The sequence below is a fragment of the Sphaerotilus montanus genome (assembly GCF_013410775.1).
In the GTDB taxonomy this organism is placed as follows: Bacteria; Pseudomonadota; Gammaproteobacteria; order Burkholderiales; family Burkholderiaceae_C; genus Sphaerotilus; species Sphaerotilus montanus.
Genome location: NZ_JACCFH010000001.1, coordinates 800,831 through 823,991, shown reverse-complemented (window position 1 = coordinate 823,991; position 23,161 = coordinate 800,831). Strand labels below are relative to the sequence as shown.

General features: G+C 68.8%; 17 protein-coding genes. 8 read left to right on the top strand and 9 right to left on the bottom strand.

Going from position 1 to position 23,161, the window contains the following annotated elements:
• Positions 1-34: 34 nt before the first annotated feature.
• Genes BDD16_RS03575 through BDD16_RS03565 form a run of 3 tightly spaced genes read left to right on the top strand, consistent with a single transcriptional unit; the run spans position 35 to position 2,902 of the window.
• Positions 35-619 carry a shikimate kinase gene (locus BDD16_RS03575; RefSeq protein WP_375139093.1) on the top strand — a complete coding sequence of 195 codons (585 nt, stop codon included), beginning with the start codon at positions 35-37 and terminating at the stop codon, positions 617-619.
• The gene (gene aroB / locus BDD16_RS03570) at positions 616-1,728 is read left to right on the top strand and encodes a 3-dehydroquinate synthase (RefSeq protein ID WP_375139061.1); all 1,113 of its coding nucleotides are present in this window, start codon (positions 616-618) and stop codon (positions 1,726-1,728) included. Before BDD16_RS03575 ends, aroB begins: the two co-directional genes overlap by 4 nt.
• Positions 1,729-1,744: 16 nt before the next feature.
• Positions 1,745-2,902, top strand: coding sequence for a deoxyguanosinetriphosphate triphosphohydrolase (locus BDD16_RS03565; protein ID WP_179632677.1), 1,158 nt, complete (start codon positions 1,745-1,747; stop codon positions 2,900-2,902).
• A gap of 6 nt (positions 2,903-2,908) precedes the next feature.
• Here the strand turns inward: BDD16_RS03565 and cysK are convergent, their stop codons facing one another.
• Entirely contained in the window at positions 2,909-3,832 is a 924-nt protein-coding gene (gene cysK, locus BDD16_RS03560; protein WP_179632676.1) for a cysteine synthase A, read from the bottom strand.
• Between the two features lie 139 nt (positions 3,833-3,971).
• Here cysK and BDD16_RS03555 point away from each other — a divergent pair, with 139 nt between their 5' ends.
• The 3 genes from BDD16_RS03555 to BDD16_RS03545 all read left to right on the top strand — a co-directional run bounded on the left by BDD16_RS03555 (position 3,972) and on the right by BDD16_RS03545 (position 11,126).
• Complete coding sequence (locus BDD16_RS03555) at positions 3,972-4,685, top strand: transposase (RefSeq protein ID WP_179632675.1); 714 nt, start codon at positions 3,972-3,974, stop codon at positions 4,683-4,685.
• A 160-nt stretch (positions 4,686-4,845) separates the two neighbouring features.
• Positions 4,846-9,612 (top strand): glutamate synthase-related protein, encoded by a 4,767-nt coding sequence (locus BDD16_RS03550; protein WP_179632674.1) that lies wholly within the window; start codon positions 4,846-4,848, stop codon positions 9,610-9,612.
• Between the two features lie 47 nt (positions 9,613-9,659).
• Complete coding sequence (locus tag BDD16_RS03545) at positions 9,660-11,126, top strand: glutamate synthase subunit beta (protein ID WP_179632673.1); 1,467 nt, start codon at positions 9,660-9,662, stop codon at positions 11,124-11,126.
• Positions 11,127-11,264: 138 nt separating this feature from the next.
• On the opposite strand, the gene BDD16_RS03540 is transcribed toward BDD16_RS03545, so the two are convergent.
• Together BDD16_RS03540 and BDD16_RS03535 are read right to left on the bottom strand one after the other, a co-directional pair.
• Positions 11,265-12,713, bottom strand: coding sequence for a dihydrolipoyl dehydrogenase (locus BDD16_RS03540; RefSeq protein WP_179632672.1), 1,449 nt, complete (start codon positions 12,711-12,713; stop codon positions 11,265-11,267).
• A 17-nt stretch (positions 12,714-12,730) separates the two neighbouring features.
• Complete coding sequence (locus tag BDD16_RS03535; RefSeq protein WP_179632671.1) at positions 12,731-13,210, bottom strand: nuclear transport factor 2 family protein; 480 nt, start codon at positions 13,208-13,210, stop codon at positions 12,731-12,733.
• Between the two features lie 118 nt (positions 13,211-13,328).
• On the opposite strand from BDD16_RS03535, the gene BDD16_RS03530 reads away from it, so the two are divergent.
• Positions 13,329-14,228: a LysR family transcriptional regulator gene (locus tag BDD16_RS03530; RefSeq protein ID WP_179632670.1), complete on the top strand. Its 900-nt coding sequence runs from the start codon at positions 13,329-13,331 to the stop codon at positions 14,226-14,228.
• A gap of 42 nt (positions 14,229-14,270) precedes the next feature.
• Here BDD16_RS03530 and BDD16_RS03525 read toward each other — a convergent pair whose 3' ends face one another.
• The 4 genes from BDD16_RS03525 to BDD16_RS03510 all read right to left on the bottom strand — a co-directional run bounded on the left by BDD16_RS03525 (position 14,271) and on the right by BDD16_RS03510 (position 19,713).
• On the bottom strand, positions 14,271-16,337 hold the full coding sequence (locus BDD16_RS03525) for a 2Fe-2S iron-sulfur cluster-binding protein (RefSeq protein ID WP_179632669.1): 2,067 nt from the start codon (positions 16,335-16,337) through the stop codon (positions 14,271-14,273).
• A 41-nt stretch (positions 16,338-16,378) separates the two neighbouring features.
• Positions 16,379-16,993, bottom strand: coding sequence for a glutathione S-transferase family protein (locus BDD16_RS03520; protein WP_310732803.1), 615 nt, complete (start codon positions 16,991-16,993; stop codon positions 16,379-16,381).
• Between the two features lie 168 nt (positions 16,994-17,161).
• A complete protein-coding gene (locus tag BDD16_RS03515; RefSeq protein ID WP_179632667.1) occupies positions 17,162-18,322 on the bottom strand; it encodes an anhydro-N-acetylmuramic acid kinase in 1,161 nt (386 codons plus the stop codon).
• On the bottom strand, positions 18,319-19,713 hold the full coding sequence (locus BDD16_RS03510) for a peptidoglycan DD-metalloendopeptidase family protein (protein ID WP_310732802.1): 1,395 nt from the start codon (positions 19,711-19,713) through the stop codon (positions 18,319-18,321). The genes BDD16_RS03515 and BDD16_RS03510 overlap by 4 nt, the downstream gene beginning before the upstream one ends.
• Before the next feature lie 198 nt (positions 19,714-19,911).
• Between BDD16_RS03510 and tyrS the strand changes: the two genes are divergently transcribed.
• Entirely contained in the window at positions 19,912-21,138 is a 1,227-nt protein-coding gene (gene tyrS / locus BDD16_RS03505; protein WP_179632666.1) for a tyrosine--tRNA ligase, read from the top strand.
• Here tyrS and BDD16_RS03500 read toward each other — a convergent pair.
• On the bottom strand, positions 21,122-22,501 hold the full coding sequence (locus tag BDD16_RS03500; protein ID WP_179632665.1) for a sensor histidine kinase: 1,380 nt from the start codon (positions 22,499-22,501) through the stop codon (positions 21,122-21,124). The two genes, tyrS and BDD16_RS03500, sit on opposite strands and share 17 nt — an antisense overlap.
• Positions 22,491-23,135: a response regulator transcription factor gene (locus BDD16_RS03495; RefSeq protein WP_179635975.1), complete on the bottom strand. Its 645-nt coding sequence runs from the start codon at positions 23,133-23,135 to the stop codon at positions 22,491-22,493. Before BDD16_RS03495 ends, BDD16_RS03500 begins: the two co-directional genes overlap by 11 nt.
• Between the last annotated feature and the right edge of the window lie 26 nt (positions 23,136-23,161).

The window sequence follows — 23,161 nt, the reverse complement described above, 5'->3', positions numbered from 1 at the left end:
CGGGGCCGGTGCCCAGCGACCCGCGACACCCACCATCAGCCTCGTCGCCATGCCCGGCGCCGGCAAGTCCACGGCCGGCCGGCACCTCGCGAGTGCGCTCGGCCTGCCGTTCGTCGACGCAGACGTCGAGATCGAGCGCCGCATCGGCATGTCGATCCGCGCTTTCTTCGAGCGCGAGGGCGAGGCGGCATTCCGCGACATCGAGCAGGCGGTGCTGGCCGAGCTGGCGCACCGCGGCGGGCTCGTGCTGGCCACCGGCGGCGGCGCCGTGCTGCGCGAGGCCAACCGGCAGGTGCTGCGCGACCACACGACCGTCGTCTACCTGCGCGCTTCCCCCGAAGAGCTGTTCCGCCGCCTGCGCCACGACACCCAGCGCCCGCTGCTGCAGGTGGCCGACCCGCTGCGCAAGCTGCGCGAGCTGTACCAGACCCGCGACCCGCTCTACCGCGAGACCGCGCAGTTCACCATCGAGACTGGCCGCCCGTCCGTGCCGACGCTGGTCAACATGATCCTGATGCAGCTCGAACTGGCCGGCGTGGTGTCCGCGTTCCGTCCGCCCAAGATCTCTGCCACGGCGCCGGTCTCGCCCGCGGCGACCCAACGAACCCCTCCACGATGATGACGACCACGACTTCCGCTGTGACCCAGACCGTGCCGGTGTCCCTCGGCGACCGCAGCTACGACATCCGCATCGGATCCGGCCTGCTCGACGCCGACGAGAGCTGGACCGGCCTGCCCAAGGCCTCCACCGCCGTCATCGTCACCAACACCACCGTCGGCCCGCTCTACGCCGCCCGCCTGCGCGCCGCGCTGGACAAGCATTACCCGCGCGTCCTGACCATCGAGCTGCCCGATGGCGAGGCGTTCAAGGATTCGGCGACGCTCAACCTGGTCTACGACGGCCTGCTCGGTGCCGCCTGTGACCGCAAGACGGTGCTGTTCGCGCTCGGCGGCGGCGTCATCGGCGACATGACCGGCTTCGCCGCATCGTGCTACATGCGCGGCGTGCCCTTCGTGCAAGTGCCCACCACGCTGCTGTCGCAGGTCGATTCGTCGGTGGGCGGCAAGACTGCCATCAACCACCCGCTCGGCAAGAACATGATCGGCGCGTTCTACCAGCCGGTGCGCGTCATCTGCGACCTCGACACGCTCGACACGCTGCCGCCGCGCGAGCTGTCCGCCGGGCTGGCCGAGGTCATCAAGTACGGTCCGATCGCCGACGCCGAGTTTCTCGACTGGATCGAGGCGAACCTGCCCGCGCTGATGGCCCGCGATAAGGCCGCGCTGGCCCATGCCGTGAAGCGCTCGTGCGAGATCAAGGCGGCGGTTGTCGGCAGCGACGAGCGCGAGAGCGGCCTGCGCGCCATCCTGAACTTCGGCCACACCTTCGGCCACGCGATCGAGTCCGGGCTGGGCTACGGCGAGTGGCTGCACGGCGAGGCGGTCGGCTGCGGCATGGTGATGGCGGCGGACCTGTCGATGCGGCTCGGCCTGATGCCCGCCGAGTTCGTGGCCCGCGTGAAGGTGGTGTGCGAACGCGCCGGCCTGCCGGTGGTCGGCCCGGCGCTCGGCGCGGACCGCTACCTGGCGCTGATGCAGGTCGACAAGAAGACCGAGGGCGGCGAGATCCGCTTCGTCGTCATCGACCGGCTCGGCAGCGCCCGGATGCAGGGCGCGCCAGAAGCCTTGGTGCGCGACGTGCTCGCCGCCCACTGCCAGCCGGCCTGACCGCGCACGGCACCGGATGCGCCTCGACCTCGCGCCCTTCGCCAGTGACCCGGCGCAGGGCCGCGGTCGCCGACACGCCGAAGCCCCGGCGCCGACCCGCAACGACTACCAGCGCGACCGCGACCGCATCGTCCACAGCACCGCGTTCCGCCGCCTCGTCTACAAGACGCAGGTCTTCCTCAACCACGAAGGCGACCTGTTCCGCACCCGGCTGACGCACACGCTGGAGGTCGCGCAGCTCGGTCGCTCCATCGCCCGCTCGCTGCGGCTGCACGAGGACCTGGTCGAGGCGATCGCGCTGGCCCACGACCTCGGCCACACCCCTTTCGGCCACGCCGGGCAGGACGCGCTGCATGCCTGCATGCGCCAGCACGGCGGCTTCGAGCACAACCTGCAGAGCCTGCGCGTGATCGACGTGCTGGAAGAGCGCTACCCCGCCTTCGACGGGCTGAACCTGACCTTCGAGACCCGCGAAGGGGTGCTCAAGCATTGCGCCAAACGGGTGGCGCGCTGGATCGACGCGCACGAGCCGGGCGGGGTAGGGCGGCGCTTCCTGGATGGCACGCAGCCCTCGCTGGAGGCGCAGCTCGCCAACCTCGCCGACGAGATCGCCTACAACGCGCACGACGTGGACGATGGCGTGCGCTCCGGGCTGATCGACTTCGAGCAGGTGTGTGCGCTGCCGCTGGTGGCGCGGTTCCGTGATGAGGCGCTGGCCGAATACCCGGAGCTGGTGCGGATGAAGCCACGCCGGCTGCTGTCCGAGACGCTGCGGCGCATGTTGTCGGCGCAGGTCTACGACGTGATCGACACGACGCGGGCTGCCTTGGCACGCCACCAGCCCGACAGCGCCGATGCGGTGCGCCAGTTGCCGCCGCTGGTGGCTTTCAGTCCCGAGATGCGCGCGGCGAGCAGCGCGCTCAAGCGCTTCCTGCTGCAGCAGCTCTACCGCCACCCGCAGGTGATGGACACCACCGAGCGGGCGCAGCGCATCGTGCGCGAGCTGTTCGCCATCTACATCGACCGGCCGCAGGACATGCCGGCCGATTTCGCCGCGTCGCCGCTGCCGCACCGGGCGGTGGCCGACTACATCGCCGGCATGACCGACCGCTACGCCATCCGCGAGCACGAGCGGCTCACGGGGCAGCGGCTGTTCGACCACGGTCCCGGCTGAGGCCGCTCAGCCTTCGGTCGGCAGGAAGCCTTCGATCGACAGGTAACGCTCGCCGGTGTCGTAGTTGAAGCCCAGCACGCGGGCGCCTGCCGGCAGTTCCGGCAGCTTCTGCGCGATGGCGGCGAGCGTCGCCCCGCTGGAGATGCCGACCAGCAGGCCTTCCTCGCGGGCGCTGCGGCGCGCCATCTCGCGTGCGGCTTCGGCGTCGACCTGGATCACGCCGTCGAGCAAGTCGGTGTGCAGGTTCTTCGGGATGAAACCGGCGCCGATGCCCTGGATCGGGTGCGGGGCCGGCGCGCCGCCGCTGATGACGGGGGACGCGGCCGGCTCGACGGCGAACACCTTCAGGTTCGGCCAGCGGCTCTTCAGCACCTGTGCGCAGCCGGTCAGGTGGCCGCCGGTGCCCACGCCGGTGATCAGCGCGTCCAGGCCTTCGGGGAAGTCGGCGAAGATTTCCTCGGCGGTGGTGCGCACATGGACCGCGACATTGGCCGGGTTCTCGAACTGCTGCGGCATCCACGCGCCGGGGGTGGCCGCGACCAGCTCTTCCGCCTTGGCGATCGCGCCTTTCATGCCCTTCTCGCGGGGCGTCAGCACGAACTTCGCACCATAGGCCAGCATCAGGCGGCGGCGCTCGATGCTCATGCTCTCGGGCATCACCAGCACCAGCGCGTAGCCCTTGACGGCCGCGACCATCGCCAGCCCGACACCCGTGTTGCCGGAGGTCGGCTCGACGATGGTGCCGCCGGGCTGCAGCGCACCGCTGACCTCGGCATCCTCGACCATGGCCAGCGCGATGCGGTCCTTGATCGAGCCGCCGGGGTTGCCGCGCTCGGACTTGATCCAGACCTCGGCGCCCGGGCCGAACAGGCGGTTGATGCGGATGTGCGGCGTGTTGCCGATCGTGGCGAGAACGCTGGCAGCTTTCATGGGGGGACTCCGGGTGGTACCAAAACGAACAAGTCGAAGGAGAATGTGGATTCTGAACCATCGACAGCCCGCCTGTCCGGTGCGCACAATCCGGGTCGATCCGGACCTTGCCCTGCACTCTGCTTCCGCACTTTCGCCCATGGCCCGACTGCCCCGCCTTGCCATTGCCGGTCTGACCCACCACGTGATCCAGCGTGGACACAACCGCCAGTCGGTCTTCCTCGACGACACGGACCGCCTCGCCTACCTCACCGCCCTGCGCGAGGCTGCGGCGCTGCAGCACGTGGCGGTCCACGCCTATGTGCTGATGGACGACCACGTCCACCTGCTCGTCACGCCGCCGACGGCGGAAGCGCTCAGCAAGATGCTGCAGGCGATCGGGCGGCGCTATGTCTCGGCCTTCAACCGCCGGCACGGCCGGGTCGGCACGCTCTGGGATGGCCGCTTCCGTGCCACGGTGCTGGAGAGCGGCCCGCACGTGCTGGCCTGCATGCGCTACATCGAGCAGAACCCGCAGCGCCTGATCCCGCCCACGGCCGCGACCGACTATCCGTGGTCGAGTGCCTCGCACCACCTCGGACGGCGCCGCGACAGCCTGCTGACCGACCACGCGCTGTACTGGGCGACCGGCAACACGCCGTTCGAGCGCGAACTGGCATGGCGGCGTCTGCTCGACGATCCGCTGTCCGGCGACGAGGTCCAGGCCCACACCGACAGCGCGCTCAAGGGCTGGGCGCTGGGGTCTGGTGCGTTTCTTGCAGGCTTGGGCGCCACCACCGAGCGGCCCATGGCCCCACGCCCGCGCGGCCGTCCGGCCCGCGCACCACGACAGCGCATGGTGGCCGAAACCTGACCACATCGGTGCAGACGGCAATCAATCTGTCCCCATTTGATTGTCGTGAATTTGCTGATCTGATTTTAAATGAGTCTGACCCCTTTTAGTTTTGCTTGAGGGGTTCGCTGCAGTGCAGTAAATTTGCACGGTTTTCCATCGCCATACGCAGGAGTGCGCCATGAACCAGGCTGCCTCGGGACATCCGTCCCCCCAAGAGATCCAAGCCCTCGCCGCCGGCGGGTTGTACGACCCGGCCAACGAGCATGACGCATGCGGCGTCGGCTTCGTCGCGCACATCAAGGGCCAGAAGGCGCACTCCATCGTCGAGCAGGGTCTGAAGATCCTCGAGAATCTCGACCACCGTGGTGCGGTCGGCGCCGATGCGCTGATGGGCGACGGCGCGGGCATCCTGATCCAGATCCCCGACGAGTTCTTCCGCGCCGAGATGGCCGCACAGGGCATCAAGCTGCCCCCGCCGGGCGAGTACGGTGTCGGCATGATCTTCCTGCCGAAGGAGCACGCCTCGCGGCTGGCCTGCGAGCAGGAAGTCGAGCGCGCGATCAAGGCCGAAGGGCAGGTGCTGCTGGGCTGGCGCGATGTGCCGGTGGACAAGGACATGCCCATGTCGCCCACCGTGCGCAAGACCGAGCCGGTCATCCGCCAGGTCTTCATCGGCCGTGGCGCCGACGTGATCGTGCCGGACGCGCTGGAGCGCAAGCTGTACGTGATCCGCAAGACCGCCTCGGCGGCGATCATGAAGCTCAAGCTCACGCACAGCCGCGAGTACTACGTGCCCAGCATGTCGTGCCGCACCATCATCTACAAGGGCCTGCTGCTGGCGGATCAGGTCGGCACCTACTACCTGGACCTGCAGGACGTTCGCTGCACCTCGGCGCTGGCGCTGGTCCACCAGCGCTTCTCGACCAACACCTTCCCCGAGTGGCCGCTCGCGCACCCGTACCGGATGGTCGCGCACAACGGCGAGATCAACACCGTCAAGGGCAACTTCAACTGGATGCGTGCGCGCCAGGGCGTCATGAAGTCGCCGGTGCTGGGCGATGACCTGCAGAAGCTCTACCCGATCAGCTTCTTCGGCCAGTCCGACACGGCCACCTTCGACAACACGCTCGAACTGCTGACGATGTCGGGCTACTCGCTCGCCCACGCCGCGATGATGATGATCCCGGAAGCCTGGGAACAGCACGCGACGATGGACGAGCGCCGCCGCGCGTTCTACGAGTACCACGCCGCGATGATCGAGCCGTGGGACGGCCCGGCCGCGATGGTCTTCACCGACGGCAAGCAGATCGGCGCCACGCTGGACCGCAACGGCCTGCGCCCCGCCCGCTACATCGTCACCGACGACGACCTGGTCGTGATGGCCTCGGAAGCCGGCGTGCTGCCGATGATCCCCGAGAACAAGGTCATCAAGAAGTGGCGCCTGCAGCCGGGCAAGATGTTCCTGATCGACTTCGAGCAGGGCCGCATCGTCGACGACGAAGAGCTGAAGAACCAGTTCGCGTCGGCCAAGCCCTATCGCCAGTGGATCGAGAACGTGCGCATCAAGCTCGACTCGATCCCGGCTGATGCCGCGCCGGTCGCCGCCGCCACCGAGTCGCTGCTGGACCGTCAGCAAGCCTTCGGCTACACCCAGGAAGACATCAAGTTCCTGATGGCCCCGATGGCCGCCAACGGCGAAGAAGGCATCGGCTCGATGGGCAACGACAGCCCGCTGGCCGTGCTGAGCGACAAGAACAAGCCGCTCTACAACTACTTCAAGCAGCTGTTCGCCCAGGTCACGAACCCGCCGATCGACCCGATCCGCGAAGCGATCGTGATGTCGCTGAACTCGTTCATCGGCCCGAAGCCCAACCTGCTCGACATCAACGCGGTCAACCCGCCGATGCGCCTGGAAGTGGCCCAGCCGATCCTCGACTTCGCCGACATGGCGCGCCTGCGCGGCATCGAGCGCCACACCGGTGGCAAGTTCAAGTCCTACGAGCTGGACATCACCTACCCGCTGGTCTGGGGCCATGAGGGTGTCGAAGCCAAGCTGGCCTCGCTGTGCGCGGAAGCCGTGGACGCGATCAAGGGTGGCTCGAACATCCTGGTCATCACCGACCGTGCGATGAACGCCACGCACGTCGCGATCCCGGCGCTGCTGGCCCTGTCCGCGATCCACCACCACCTGGTGCGCGAAGGCCTGCGCACGACCGCCGGTCTGGTGGTCGAGACCGCCTCGGCCCGCGAAGTCCACCACTTCGCCGTGCTGGCGGGCTACGGCGCCGAAGCCGTGCACCCCTACCTGGCGATGGAAACGCTGGTCGATCTGCACAAGACGCTGCCGGGCAACCTGTCGGCCGACAAGGCGATCTACAACTACGTCAAGGCCATCGGCAAGGGTCTGTCGAAGATCATGTCGAAGATGGGCGTGTCGACCTACATGTCCTACTGCGGCGCGCAGCTGTTCGAGGCCATCGGCCTGAACAAGGAGCTGGTCAAGCAGTACTTCCGGGGCACCCCGACGCAGGTCGAGGGCATCGGCGTGTTCCAGGTCGCCGAGGAAGCGATCCGCAACCACCTCGCCGCCTTCGGGGACGACCCGGTGCTGGCGACGATGCTGGACGCTGGCGGCGAATACGCCTGGCGCGCCCGTGGCGAAGAGCACATGTGGACGCCGGACGCCATCGCCAAGCTGCAGCACAGCACGCGCTCGGGCAAGTTCGACACCTACAAGGAATACGCCCAGATCATCAACGACCAGAACAAGCGCCACCTCACGCTGCGCGGCCTGTTCGAGTTCAAGTGTGATCCGGCCAAGGCGATCCCGGTCGAGGAGGTCGAACCGGCCGCCGAGATCGTCAAGCGCTTTGCCACGGGCGCCATGTCGCTGGGCTCGATCTCCACTGAAGCCCACTCGACGCTGGCCCTGGCGATGAACCGCATCGGCGGCAAGTCGAACACCGGCGAAGGCGGCGAAGACCCGGCCCGTTACCGCAACGAGCTGAAGGGCATCCAGATCGTCGACGGCACCAAGGTGTCGGACGTGATCGGCGCCAAGGTCATCGAGTCCGACTACGCGATGAAGGCCGGCGACAGCCTGCGCTCGAAGATCAAGCAGGTCGCCTCGGGCCGTTTCGGCGTCACGACCGAGTACCTCGTGTCGGCCGACCAGATCCAGATCAAGATGGCGCAGGGCGCCAAGCCGGGCGAGGGTGGTCAGCTCCCGGGCGGCAAGGTGTCCGAGTACATCGGCAAGCTGCGGCATTCGGTCCCCGGCGTGGGCCTGATCTCGCCGCCGCCGCACCACGACATTTACTCGATCGAGGACCTGGCGCAGCTCATCCACGACCTGAAGAACGTCAATCCGGCGTCCTCCATCAGCGTGAAGCTGGTGTCGGAAGTCGGTGTCGGCACCATCGCCGCGGGCGTGACCAAGTGCAAGGCCGACCACATCGTGATCGCCGGCCATGACGGCGGCACGGGGGCCTCGCCCTGGTCGTCCATCAAGCACTGCGGCACGCCGTGGGAGCTGGGCCTGGCCGAGACGCAGCAGACGCTGGTGCTGAACCGCCTGCGCGGCCGTGTCCGCGTGCAGGCCGACGGCCAGATGAAGACCGGCCGCGACGTCGTCATCGGCGCGCTGCTGGGCGCCGACGAGTTCGGTTTCGCGACCGCGCCGCTGGTGGTCGAGGGCTGCATCATGATGCGCAAGTGCCACCTGAACACCTGCCCGGTCGGGGTGGCGACGCAGGACCCGGTGCTGCGCAAGAAGTTCACCGGCAAGCCCGAGCATGTCGTCAACTTCTTCTTCTTCATTGCCGAGGAAGCGCGTCAGCTGATGGCGCAGCTCGGCATCCGCAAGTTCGACGACCTGATCGGTCGCTCGGACCTGCTCGACACGAAGAAGGCGATCAGCCACTGGAAGGCCAAGGGCCTGGACTTCACCAAGGTGTTCTTCCAGCCCGCCGTGCCCGCTGATGTGCCGCGCCTGCATGTCGCGACGCAGGACCACGGTCTGGAAAAGGCCCTCGACCACAAGCTCATCGCCAAGGCCAAGGCCGCGATCGAGAAGGGCGAGAAGACGCAGTTCATGGAAGACGTGCGCAACGTCAACCGCTCCGTCGGCGCGATGCTGTCGGGCGAGCTGATCAAGCACCACCCGGACGGTCTGCCCGACGAGACGATCTTCGTGCAGATGGAAGGCACGGGCGGCCAGAGCTTTGGCGCCTTCCTGGCCAGCGGCATCACGTTCTATTTGATCGGTGAAGCCAACGACTACACCGGCAAGGGGATGTCGGGCGGCCGCATCGTGGTGCGTCCGTCGATCGAGTTCCGCGGCGATGCGTCGAAGAACATCATCATCGGCAACACGGCGCTGTTCGGCGCCACCAGCGGCGAGGCCTTCTTCCGCGGCGTGGCGGGCGAGCGTTTCGCGGTGCGTCTGTCGGGTGCGACGACCGTCGTCGAAGGCACGGGCGACCACGGCTGCGAATACATGACCGGCGGTACCGCCGTCGTGCTGGGTCAGACGGGGCGCAACTTCGCGGCCGGCATGTCGGGCGGCGTGGCCTATGTGTATGACGCGGACGGCACCTTCGCCTCGCGCTGCAACACCGCGCAGGTCGCCCTCGACAAGGTGCTGCCGGCGGCCGAGCAGGAAAAGAGCATGGACCTGGCGATCTGGCACAAGGGCCAGACCGACGAGGCCCTGCTCAAGAAGCTGATCGACGACCACCACCGCTGGACCGGCTCGCTGCGTGCGCGCGACATCCTCGACAACTGGAGCGAAGCCCGCGGCCGGTTCGTCAAGGTGTTCCCGAACGAGTACAAGCGCGCACTGGGCGAGATCAACGCTTCCAAGGCTGCCGACGAGACCATCGCCAGGGCCAAGGGCGACGTCAAGGGTGATGGCAAGACCGCGCAAGCGGTCCCGGCCAAGTAAGCGCCCCGCCATCCGACGAACCGAACATTTGCGAGAGTCAACGCACCATGGGTAAGGTCACTGGTTTCATGGAGTTCGAGCGCCTCGAAGAGGGCTACGAACCGGTCGAGAAGCGCCTGAAGAACTACAAGGAATTCGTCATCGGTCTGAAGGCCGACGAGTCCAAGGTCCAGGCCGCACGCTGCATGGACTGCGGCACGCCGTTCTGCAACAACGGCTGCCCGGTCAACAACATCATCCCGGACTTCAATGATCTGGTCTTCCACGGCGACTGGAAGAACGCGATCACGGTCCTGCACTCGACCAACAACTTCCCCGAGTTCACCGGCCGCATCTGCCCCGCCCCGTGCGAGGCGGCCTGCACGCTGAACGTGAACGACGACGCCGTGGGCATCAAGTCCATCGAGCACGCGATCATCGACCGCGCCTGGGAAGAGGGCTGGGTCGTGCCGCAGCCGCCGAAGGCGAAGACGGGCAAGAAGGTCGCGGTCGTCGGCTCCGGCCCGGCCGGCATGGCCGCGGCGCAGCAGCTGGCCCGCGCCGGCCACGACGTGACGCTGTTCGAGAAGAACGACCGTCCGGGCGGCCTGCTGCGCTACGGCATCCCCGACTTCAAGATGGAGAAGACCCACATCGACCGCCGCGTGAAGCAGATGGAGGCCGAGGGCGTGGTCTTCCGCAACAACGTGATGGTCGGCGAGCTGCCCAAGGGCTCCAAGGTCACCAGCTGGGCCAAGGAAACCATCAGCCCCGCGCAGTTGAAGGCCGACTTCGACGCCGTGCTGCTGACCGGTGGCTCCGAGCAGTCGCGCGACCTGCCGGTGCCGGGCCGCGAGCTGTCGGGCATCCATTTCGCGATGGAACTCCTGCCGCAGCAGAACAAGGTCAACCATGGCGGCAAGGTGAAGGACCCGATCCGCGCCGACGGCAAGCACGTCATCGTCATCGGTGGCGGCGACACCGGCAGCGACTGCGTGGGCACCAGCAACCGCCACGGCGCCGCCAGCGTCACGCAGTTCGAGGTGATGCCGCAGCCGCCGGTCGAGGAAAACCGCCCGCTGACCTGGCCCTACTGGCCGATGAAGCTGCGCACCTCGTCGAGCCACGAGGAAGGCTGCACCCGCGAGTTTGCTGTCTCGACCAAGGAGTTCACGGGCAAGGACGGCAAGGTCACCGGCCTGAAGACCGTGCACGTCGAGTTCAAGGACGGCAAGCTGGTCGAGATCCCCGGCACCGAGAAGGAATACAAGGCCGACCTCGTGCTGCTGGCGATGGGCTTCGTGAACCCGGTGGCCACGGTGCTGGACGGCTTCGGCGTGGCCAAGGACGCCCGCGGCAACGCCAAGGCGACGACCGACGCCGACGGTGGCTACAAGACCAATGTGGACAAGGTGTTCGCGGCCGGTGACATGCGCCGTGGCCAGTCGCTGGTCGTGTGGGCGATCCGCGAAGGCCGGCAGGCGGCGCGTGAGGTGGACCAGTTCCTGATGGGGGCGACGACGCTGCCGCGTTGAAGTGCGCTGCCTTCGAGTTTGAAAACCGCCTTCGGGCGGTTTTTGTTTTGGTGTGTCGATGACCAGGATGCGGCCGTTCGGGTTCGGCCGCAGGAACCCTGGACGTCGATCATGGGTGGGCCTTCCCTTCCGGTGCTGTCATGTGCCGGGGCCGCAGTCCAGACAGCGCTCCACCGGCACCGGCCCCATGTGCAGGGCGCGCTGCAGCTGGCGCAGCGCGGTCCGCAGGCCCTCCTCGACCACCGGGTGGTAGAACGGACTGTCGAGCATCTGCTGCACGGTGTCGCCGCGTTGCACCGACCAGGCCAGCAGGTGGCCGATGTGCTCGGCCGCCGGGCCCAGCATCTCGGCGCCCAGGAAGCGGCCGGTGCCCACCTCACCGTAGACGTGCAAGGCGCCCTGGTTGCGGCCCATCACGCGGCTGCGGCCCTGGTCCTCGAAGGACACGCGGCCGGTCTCGAAGGCGATGCCGCTGGCGCTCAGCTCGGCGTGGCTGGCGCCGGCCAGCGCGATCTGTGGCTCGCTGAACACCACCGCCAGCGGCGCACGGCGCGGCCGCATGCGCACGTCGGGGAAGCGACCGGCGTTGTCGCCCGCGATGCGCCCTTCGTCGGCTGCTTCGTGCAGCAGCGGGCGGTCCTCGTTCACGTCCCCTGCGATGAACACCGGATGGTCCGCCACCTGGGCACTGCGGCGGTCGTGCAACGGAATGCCGTCCGCGTCCAGCGGCAGCGTGGTGTGTTCCAGGCCGAGCTGGTCGATGTTGGGCCGGCGCCCGGTGGCGGCCAGCAGCCAGTCGAAGCGTTCCTCGTGCACGCTGCCGTCGTGGCCGGTGGCCCGCACGACGACGCTGTCACCGTCACGGCGCGGTTCGATCTGCGCGAGGCCGGTGCTCAGCGGCAGTTCGGCGGCGAACACCTGGCGCGTCAGCGCCTGCAGCGCCGGGTCGGTGAGCGGGCCGACGCGGTCCGTGCGGCCGTACAGGCGCACCCGGACACCCAGCCGGTGCAGCGCCTGCGCCAGTTCCAGGCCGATGACACCGGCTCCCACCACCGCCACCGAGCGCGGCAGGTCGGTCCACTCGAAGACATCGTCGTTGACGATCAACCGATCCCCCAGTGCCGCGCGCCAGGTCTCCGGCACATCGGGCCGCGAACCGGTGGCGATGACGATGCGCTGCGCGCGCACTTGCGTGGCACCCACCAGCAGGGTGTGGTCATCGACGAAGCGGGCACGGCCCATCAGCCGGTGCTCGGCAGGCCAGCGCTGCACGGCGTCAACGACGAAGCCGACAAAACGGTCCCGTTCACTGCGCACACGCGCCATCACGGCGCGGCCGTCGATGGCCACCGGCCCGGCCACCACGCCGAAGCGTGCCGCACCGGCCACCGCATGCGCCGCTTCGGCCGCCGCGATCAGCAGCTTGCTGGGCATGCAGCCGACACGCGCACAGGTGGTGCCGTAGACACCGCGCTCGATCACCAGCACCCGCGGCGTGTGTTCCAGCGCCGCTCGGTACGCCGACATGCCGGCCGTGCCTGCACCGATGATGGCGACGTCGGTCTCGATGACATGGTTTGCGTTCATGGTCGCTTTCCCTTCCTTCACAGGCCCAGCTCGCTCAAGCCCGGATGGTCGTCGGGCCGGCGGCCCTGGGGCCAATGGAACTTGCGCTCCTGCTCGGTGATCGGCTTGTCGTTGATGCTGGCGAAGCGCCGGTGCATGTAGCCGAGGTCGTCGAACTCCCAGTTCTCGTTGCCGTATGAGCGGAACCAGTTGCCGGCGTCATCGCGCCACTCGTAGGCAAAACGCACCGCGATGCGGTGGCCATCGTGGGCCCACGCCTCCTTGATGAGGCGGTAGTCCAGTTCGCGTGCCCACTTCCGCTCAAGGAAGGCCTGCACCTGCGCGCGGCCCACCGGAAACTCGGCGCGGTTGCGCCAGACCGTGTCCACCGTGTACGCCAGCGCCACGCGCTGAGGATCACGCGTGTTCCAGGCGTCCTCGGCCAGGCGCACCTTCTGGGCCGCGGTCTCGCGGGTGAACGGGGGCAGCGGCGGACGGGGTGGGGCCGTGGTGGTCATGGCGGGTTCCTATGGGGTCATCGAAAGACAGGTGGGGTGGCAGACGAACTCTGCGTGATGCTGGCTGCGCAGAGAATCCGTGGGCCACCCAAGACAGACTTTCTGAAACGGAAACAGTATGGACCGCCTGCAAGCCATGACCACCTTCGTCGCCGTCGTCGACAGCGGCGGCTTTGCCCGTGCGGCCCGCAAGCTCAACCTGTCGCCGCCGGTGGTGACGCGGGCGGTTGCGGAACTGGAAGAACGGTTAGGCCTGCGCCTGCTGACGCGCACCACCCGCATCGTGCGCGTCACCGACGCGGGCGCGCGCTTTGCGGAAGACTGCCGCCGCATCCTGGCCGACATCGACGAGGCAGAGACGCTGGCCACGGGCACCCACGCCGCGCCGCCGGGCACGCTCTCGCTGACGGCGCCGGTGCTGTTCGGCCAGCTGTACGTGACGCCGATCCTGGTGCGTTACCTGCAGCAATACCCCGAGGTCGATGCGCAGTGCCTGTTCCTGGACCGCGTGGTCAACGTCGTCGAGGAGGGGGTCGACGTGGCGGTGCGCATCGGCGAACTGCCCGACTCGTCGCTGCAGGCTGCGCGCGTCGGGCGCGTTCGTCGTGTGCTGGTGGCTGCCCCCGCCTATCTGGAGGCGCAGGGTATGCCACGGCGCCCGGAAGAGCTGGCCCGGCACGCCATCGTGTCGGCCTCGGGCGTGACCCCGGTGTCGGAATGGCGCTTCAACGATGGCGGCAAGCCCTTGCTGCAGCGCCTGCAGCCGCGGCTGCGCACGACGACAAACGACTCGGCCATCGCCGCGGCGGTGGCGGGCCTGGGCATCACGCGGCTGTTGAGCTACCAGGTGGCGGCGCATGTGCGCAGCGGCGCGCTGCAGATCCTGCTGGAGAAATTCGAAGGGGCGCCGCTGCCGGTGCACGTGTTGCACCACGAGGGGCGGCGTGCGACGCAGAAGGTGCGCGCCTTCATCGATCTGGCGGTGGACATGCTGCGTGCCGATCCAGCCCTGAACTGACGGCCAGGTGGGCGTGTCCATCGTGTGCGTTGCGGGGCTTCGTCAAAGGTCCAGTTCGATGTGCGCCCCGTCGCCCGCCGCCGGCACCGCGCAGCACAGCAGCACCTCGCCGTCGGCGGGGCGCCACGCCGTGGGCTCGGCATAGGTCACCCGGCCGGCTGTCAGACGCGTGGCACACGACCCGCAATGCCCGGCACGGCATGAGAAGGGCGGATTCAAGCCCTGGCCTTCCGCGAACGCCAGCAGCGTGCCGCGTTCGGGTGTCCACGCGGCCGCATCGCCGCTGCGCGTGAAGCGCACGGTGGCGTGCTGGGCCGGCGGCAACGGTGGGGGCGACGCCGCGGCTTGGCCGTCCGAGCGTCGCTTCAGCGACGACGGCCCGAAGGCCTCGGCCTGGATGCGGGTGTCGCGAACACCCAGGTCGCGCAGGCCGTCGTACAGCGCCTGCATGAAACTGAGTGGGCCGCAGAGAAAGAACTCGTGGTCGTCGAAGGGCAGCAGCGACTTCAACCGGTCGATCGTCAGCGGGCCGGGGTGCGCGCCCTCGGGGGCACCCTCCCCGCTGTCCAGCACCACGTGCAGCTGCATCGCACCCTTGGCGCGCTGCACGAGGTCGTTCAGCTCGTCCCCGAATGCGCGCAGCGACGCGTCGCGCGCCACCTGAACCAGGTGCAGCGGCCGCGTGCGCCGGCGGCGGAACCCTTCGGCGACCAGGTGGCGCGCAAACGCCACCATCGGCGTGATGCCCACGCCGGCACCGATCAGCACGGCCGGGCGACGCAGCTGCGCGTCGATCGTGAACTGGCCGCGCGGGCCCAGCGCCTCGATCACGTCGCCCGCGCGCACGTGGTCGTGCAGATGGCGAGAGGCCGTGCCCTCGCGCTTGACGCTCAGGCGCAGGCCTTCGTCGCTGGGCGCCTGCGAGAGGGTGTAGGTCCGGTGCAGCACCTCACCCGCCGTGGTGTTCAGGCGGATCGGCAGGTGCTGCCCGGCCTGGAAGGGCGGGACCGCATGGCCGTCGGCCGGTGTGAGGTGGAAGGATCGGATGACGTGGCTCTCGTCGACGACGCGCGTGACCTGGTAGGGCCGCCAGGTCTGCGCCAGGCCCTGGGCCTCGCGGCGTGCCTCGGCCTCGGCCCAGGTGCCGGTGAGGGTCGAGTGGGGCGAGAAGTCGCGGAACGCCCAGCGCAGCGGCAGCGCCTCACGCAGCCGCCAGCCGCCGTCGAGGCGGAAGCGCCACGCGCGTTCGGCGCCGTCGAAGGCCTTCAGCGCCTCCCCCTCCCACACCACTTCGGCCGTGCCGGTCAGCGTGAGCAGGTCGCCGGTCTCGAAGTCGATGAACAGCACGCCGGCGCGCGGGTTCAGCTGCAGGTTGCCCAAGGTCATGAAGAAGAAGTTGCCGGTGAAGTCGGGCACGAGGAAGGTGTGCGCGTCCTCGATCTTCACGAAACCAGGCCGCCCGCCGCGGTGCGAGACATCGGCACCGCGGCCGGTTGCCACGTCGGCACCGTCCGCGGTGGCGGGCGCCTGGGTGGCGATGAACAGGGTGTCCGAGCGTGCGATGAGCGCGCGTGCATCGGCGTCCAGCGCGCTGAGGGCCTCGGTGCCGCGCGGCCGCAGGTCAGCGGCATCGCGCACCCAGGTGCACGCGCGCCCCTGGATGTACTGCGGGCAGTTGCCCACCGACTGGTCGACCTCGACGCTGAAGCCTCCCGCATCGGTGGCCACGACATGGCCGTTGACGCGGTTGCGCCGTCGCGTGTGCAGCTCGATGCCCAGGAAGCCCAGCTGCGCGCCCGGGACCAGGCCTTCGGCCAGTGGGTCGCCGGGAATCGGCCGCGCGTGGAAGTCCAGCCGCCTGGCGTCCGGCGCCTGCACGAATCCGGGCCGACCCACCAGCACCGAAGCCCAGGGCCGGCCTGCACCGTCCACCGAGCCTGCCAGCAGGAACGGCAGCTGCTCGAAGAAGCGCTGGTGCTGCTCGGGCATCGCGGTGCGGATGACACGCTGCCCCAGGCTGACCATGCGTTCGCGGATGCCCAGCCGTTCGTGCACCGCCTGCTCGCCGGCGTGGAAGGGGTTGTCCTGGCGTGTGATGGCGGTGTCCATGGTCGGCTCCCGGGGTGGCGCAGTCTGTGACGATCAGGCTGTCAGGCGGCCAGACCGACCGGCGTCTTCTGGAACGGCACGAAGCCGGGCAGCGCTTCCACGCGGGCCAGCCAGGCGCGCACGTTCGGGTAGGCCGCGAGGTCCACGTTGCCTTCCGGTGCGGCCGAGACATAGCTGTAGCCGGCGATGTCGGCCAGCGTGGCGCTGTTGCCGACGAGGAAGTGGCGCGCGGCCAGTTGTGCGTCCATCACCTTGAGCAGGCCATGCGCGCGGCCGATCACGTCTTCCGGGTTGATCCTGGCGCCGAACACCGTGATCAGGCGCGCCGCCGCCGGGCCGAAGGCAATCTGTCCGGCCGCCACCGACAACCAGGCCTGCACGTCGGCCTGACCCTTGGGGTCGCGCGGCAGCCAGCGGTGGTCGGCGTCGTACTTCGTGGCCAGGTAGACCAGGATGGCGTTGGAGTCGAACAGCGTGGTGCCGCCGTCGTCGAGCACTGGCACCTGGCCGAACGGGTTGAGCTGGAGGAACTCGGGCGACTTGTGCGCGCCGTTCTTCAGGTCGACCTGCACCACCTGATGCGGCAGTCCCATCAGGGACAGCGCGAGTTGAACGCGGTGCGAGTGGCCGGAGAGCGGGAAGCCGTGGAGGGTGATGGACATGGCGGTCATCTCGGTGATGTGGAGGGCTCCCGGGCAACAAGGTGCCGGGGAGCAGCTCGGCCACATGGCCAATGCATGACGTGACTGTGGCCTCGCCTGCCAGGCAGCGGAATGCCTGTGGGCGCCAAGTCAGTGTTTCGCGTCCTGCAACAGTGGGGGCCTTCAGCGGCAGTCCGGACCGCTGGGGTAACACGCCCCCAGCACCCGCAACCCCGTCGCCCCCGTCACCGCCGGCTCGTTCGCAGCGCGCCGATGCACATGCATGTGGGCCAGCCAGGCAAAGGCCGCCGCCTCGACTTCCAGCGCGGGCAGGCCCTCCGCCTCGGTGGAAAGGATCGCCAGACCGGGCAGAAGGGCCTTCAGGCGCGTGATCAGCGTGTCGTTGAAGGCGCCCCCGCCACACACCAGCAGATCGGCTGCATCGGGCGCGTGGCGGCGCACGTCGTCGGCGATGGCCGCGGCGGTGAACTCGCACAGCGTCGCCTGGACGTCGGCGCGGGACGGCACGGGTGCGCCGGTCCGGGCGAGCGCGTCCAGCCGCTCCTGCAGCCATGCGGGATGGAACAGGTCGCGCCCGGTGCTCTTGGGCGGCTGCTGGGCGAAATAGGGTTGCGCCAGCAGGTCGGCCAGCAGGGCGGGCGAGGCCGTGCCGCTGGCCGCCCAGGTGCCGCGGTCGTCGTAGGCGCGGCCGTGGTGGCGGTGGATCCAGTGGTCCATCAGCGCATTGCCGGGTCCGCAGTCGAAGCCGCGGGCCGGCTCTCCGGGCCGCAGGATGGTCAGGTTGCTGATGCCGCCGATGTTGACGACGGCGCGCGTGGCGTCGGGTCGGCCGAAGACGTGCTGGTGGAAGACCGGCACCAGCGGCGCACCCTGGCCACCTGCGGCGACGTCGCGGCTGCGCAGGTCGGCGATGACGTCGATGCCGGTGCGCTCGGCGAGCAGGGCGGCGTTGCCGAGTTGCAGCGTGTAGCCGATGCCGTCGTGCAGGCCGGGCTGGTGGCGCACCGTCTGGCCGTGGGCGCCGATGGCCCGCACGGCGGTGGCCGGCATCTGGCTGGTGTCGAGCAGCGCCTGCACGACCTCGGCATAGGCCAGGGCCAGTGCGTTGCCGGCGAGGGCGGCGCGGTGCAGTTCGTCCGGGCCGCTGGATTGCAGCGCCATCAGGGCGCCACGCAGCGGTTCAGAAAACGGCCGGTGGGCATGCGCGAGGACGCCGTGCCAGCAGCCATCGGCGCCGATGCGGCAGAGCACGCCATCGACGCCGTCCAGCGACGTGCCCGACATCAGGCCGATGAAGAGCGCGTCGGGACGGACGTCGGTCATTCCACGCGGGCCAGCTTTCCGACCGGGCGGGAGATCGACTCCACCAGCTGGGCGTGCATCTGCTTGGCATGCACGTCGAAGCGCACGCGAACAGCGGGCGACAGCTCCGACGTTTCGGACGCGCGGGCAATTTGCGACGGGTTGACTTGGGCGCCCTTGACCTTGAATTCAAAGTGCAGGTGCGGACCCGTGGCCCAGCCGGTGGCGCCGACCGCGCCGATCACGGCGCCTTGGGACACCTTCGCCCCCTTGCTCACGTCGATGCGGCTGAGGTGGGCGTAGACGGTTTCGCGCCCGGCGCTGTGTCCGATGACGACCACATTGCCATAGCCGTTCTGCACGCCGGCGAAGTTCACCACACCGTTGCCGACCGTGCGCACGGGCGTGCCGCTGGGCGCACCCATGTCCACGCCGAGGTGGGCGCGCCATGTCTGCAGGATCGGGTGGAAGCGCATGGCGAAACCCGAGGTCACGCGGGAGAAGGCGAGCGGCGACGCCATGAAGGCCTTCTGCTTGCCCTGGCCCTTGAGGCTGTAGTACTCGCCCTTCTTGCCGGGCTCCTGGAACCAGACGGCTTCGTAGGTCTGACTGCCGTGGATGAACCGGCCCGCCAGCACGCGCCCTGCGGTGCCCGCCCAGGTGACCGGCTCGCCGTCGGCGGTCATGGTCTCGTAGACGACCGCGAAGCTGTCGCCGCGCTGGATTTCCTTGCGGAAGTCCACGTCGTTGTCGAACATCTCGGCCATCTGGCTCGTGATGTTGTCGGGCATGCGGGCCTCGTCGGTCGCGGCGAACAGCGTGGACGTGACGGTGGCGGCGCCACTGCGGGTCTCGATCTTCATCGGTACCTGCTCGCTGACCGCGCTCAGGCCCTGCTCGGCGCGGCGCACGGTGATGCGCGTGAAGTGGGTGCCGGTGCGGGCTGCATCGCTGGCGGGGCCGCGTGCGACCAGCTCCTGCAGTTCGCCGCCGCCGGGGGTCGACTCGGTGACCGCCCGCAGCATCTTGCCCGGCCTGCCCGAAAGGATGGTGCGGGCCACGGGATCCTTGCGCAAGAATGCGGATGCTTCCGGATCGGAAATACCCAGGCGGCGCAGCAGGGTGTCGGCGGTGTCGGTGGAGCGGGTCAGGTCGCTGCGGTGCAGCAGCATCTCGTAGTCCGCCAGGGCCTCGGCCTGCTCGGCCAGACCTTCGGGCGAAACCGACTCGGTGACCATCTGGATGTTCTTCGGCGTCGAGTCGACCATGCTCAGTGGTGCGACACCAAACGCCGTGACACCGCTGAGGGTCAGCACGGCGGTGACGATGGCACTGAACGTCTTCGGATGCCGACGAACGGTGAGGTCTGCGTGCGCCAGATGCAGGCGCGCTTTTTCGCCCAGATTGTTCACGAGTCTGTTCTTTGTTCGTGACGGGCGCGGGACACGCCAGTCCGGATTGATCTATCGGCACCGTCCTCCCCCTTGGAGATGTCTGGCCTGTTCTGCTCTGGAACAGGCACGGGACACTCTAGAATCCGGGCCAACTCGAAGTCGGCGCAGTATACCGAGACGTGCCAAAGTTACGAACTAATAACCCCCCGTTTCGTCATGTCCCATGATTTAAGTGAAATAGAAGAATCCGTGCAATCCGCACTGGATGTCACGTTGCGGGGTTGCGAAGAGCTGCTGCCGCGTGCGGAATGGGTGGCCAAGCTGCAGCGTTCGCACCGCACCGGCCAGCCGCTGCGCATCAAGCTGGGGCTGGATCCGACCGCGCCGGACATCCACCTGGGTCACACGGTGGTCCTCAACAAGCTGCGCCAGCTGCAGGACCTGGGTCACACCGTGATCTTCCTGATCGGCGACTTCACCTCGATGATCGGTGACCCTTCTGGCAGAAACACGACCCGCCCGCCCTTGACGGCCGAGCAGATCAAGGCTAATGCGGAGACCTACTACCGCCAGGCCAGCCTGGTGCTGGATCCGGCGCGTACCGAGATTCGTTACAACTCTGAATGGTCCGATCCGCTGGGTGCGCGGGGCCTGATCGCGTTGGCATCGCGCTACACCGTGGCCCGGATGATGGAACGCGACGATTTCACCAACCGTTTCAAGGCCGGCACGCCGATCTCGGTCCACGAGTTTCTCTACCCCCTCATGCAGGGGTATGACTCGGTGGCGCTGCAGTCGGATCTGGAACTGGGCGGCACGGACCAGAAGTTCAATCTGCTGATGGGACGCCACCTGCAGCAGGAATATGGCCAGGAACCGCAGTGCATCCTGACCATGCCGCTGCTGGTCGGGCTGGATGGCGTCGAGAAGATGTCCAAGTCCAAGGGCAACTACATCGGCATCAGCGAGCCGGCGAACGCGATGTACGCCAAGCTGCTGTCGATCAGCGACACGCTGATGTGGACCTACTACACGCTGCTGAGCTTCCGCAGCGAGGCCGACATCGCGGCGCTGAAGGCCGAGGTCGAGGCGGGGCGCAACCCCAAGGACGCCAAGGTGCTGCTCGCCAAGGAGATCACGGCACGCTTCCACGGTGCCGCGGCGGCCGACGCGGCCGAGCAGGACTTCCAGAACCGCGCCCGCGGCGGCGTGCCGGATGTCCTGCCGGAGGTGTCCCTGTCCGGAGCGCCGCTCGGCATCTCGGCGCTGCTGCGCCAGGCGGGTCTCGTGGCCTCGGGCGGCGAAGGCCAGCGCCTGATCGAGCAGAACGGCGTGCGCATCGACGGCACCACCATCAGCGACAAGGCGCTGCGCGTGGAGGCCGGCACCTACGTCGTGCAGGTCGGCAAGCGCAAGTTCGCCCGCGTCACGCTGGTGGCTTGAACCACAGGCAGGCGCGCCAGCCGCGCCCGTCCGACACGGGCGAGGTCAGCAGCAGTTCCGCCCCCGACTGCCGCGCGATGGTCTGGACCAGCGACAGCCCCAGGCCGCTGCCGCGCGCCAGCGTGCTGCCGCGCTCGAAGGGGCGGGTCAGCGCGGCCAGGTCCACGCCCGGCGCACCGGGACCGTCGTCGGTGACCGAGATCTCGTCGGGCAGCACCCGCACCACCACGCTGGCCTCGCCGCCAGCGTGCTTCAGCGCGTTGTCGATCAGATTGCGCACGGCGATGCCGAGCGCGTCGATGTCGCCCATGACCCGCGCGGGCGAGGTGTCGGTGATCAGGCGCAGCTGGTGGGTGTTGTCGCGCGACTGCGGGAATTCGTCGACCACCATCTGCGCGAGCTGACGCAGGTCGATCGACTGGCGCTGCAGCGCGACGCCGGAATCCACCCGCGCGATCTGCAGCAGCCGCGTGGCCAGATGGGTCAGGCGGTCGAGCTGGCGCACCAGGGTCTGGGAGCGCTCGCGGGCCCGTTCGTCCTCGGTTTCCTGGGCCAGGCGCTGGGCCTGCGCACGGGCGGCGGCCAGCGGGGTGCGCAGCTCATGGGCCATCTTGGCAGAGAAGCTCCGCTCGGCGGCCAGCAGCGCCTGCACGCGTGCCATCAGACCGTTGACGGTCTCCATCAGCGGGTGCAGCTCGATGGGGGTCTCCTGCAGCGAGACGGGCTGCAGGTCGTGGGCGGAGCGCCGGGCGAGCTCTTCCTGCACGGGCTGCAGTTGCCGGAAGGTCTTGCGCACCACCTGGTGCAGCACCATCGCCGCCAGCGGCAGCAGCAGCAGCAGTGGGATGAGCAGCGTCACGGAGGCCTGCTCCAGTGTGGACTTGCGGTGCCAGACGGCCTCGGCGAACTGCGCGCGGCGGCCCTGGTGGGTGACGGTGGCCACGCGCCAGTCACCGTGCAGGCTCATGCCCTCGCGGGCGCCGGGGGCCAGCGCCGTGGTCGGTGCGTGGGACGAACGCAGCAGCACCCGGTTGTCCAGGGCGAGCACCTGGTAGACGACGATCGGTGCCGAGCTGTCCCGCCGCAGGCCGATGCTGTCGATCCGGGCACGGTCGGCGTCCAGGGGATCTTCGGGCAGGTGCAGCGGCAGCAGCGTGAGCAGGCGCTCGGCGTTTTCCGCCAGTGCCAGATCGAGCACCTCGTTGGTTTCCTTGCGCACCTCGAAGATGGCCACGGCCGCCGCCACCAGCCACAGCATGCCCAGCACCAGCAGCAGCCGCACATGCAGCCGGGATTCCAGGCTGTGCCGGGCGGCAGGAGCGGTGCCGGCCTGCGTGGCTGGCGGGGGGGCGTCAGGCGTCAAGGCGGTATCCCAGTCCGCGGTGGGTGGTGATCAGCGTGGCGCCGAGTTTCTTGCGCAGGCGGCTGATGATGACCTCCAGCGTGTTGCTCTCGCCCGCGAGCAGCCCCTCGGACACCAGCGTCGATTCGATGTCGTTGCGGCTGTAGATGCGGCCGATGTGGCCGCAGAGCACCCGCAGCACCGTCCACTCCATCGCGGTCAGGTCCACCCCCGAGCCGCGCCGCCAGGCCCGCAGATTGGCCAGGTCGAACTCGCAGTCCTGGACCTTGAGGTGGGGGCTCGGCGTCGAGCGCCGCTGGATGGCCGACATGCGCGCCAGCATCTCGTCGAGATCGAAGGGCTTGACGAGGTAGTCGTCCGCACCGGCTTCGAGACCGCGGATGCGGTCGCTGACCTGGTCACGTGCCGTCATCACCAGCACCGGCAGGCGCAGTCCCGCGGCGCGCCACTGGCGCAGCAGGCCGAGTGCATCGCCGTCGGGCAGCTGGAGGTCCAGCATCGCGAAATCCGCCGGGCGGGGCTCCCGCGCCTGGGCGATCAGCTTGCACCAGTGCACCTGGTGACCGGCGGCCTCCAGGTGGTCGGTGACGGCCTGTCCCAGGTCGATGTCGTCTTCAAGCAGCAGCACATGCATGGTCGGGATCATGGCGGGTATCGGGC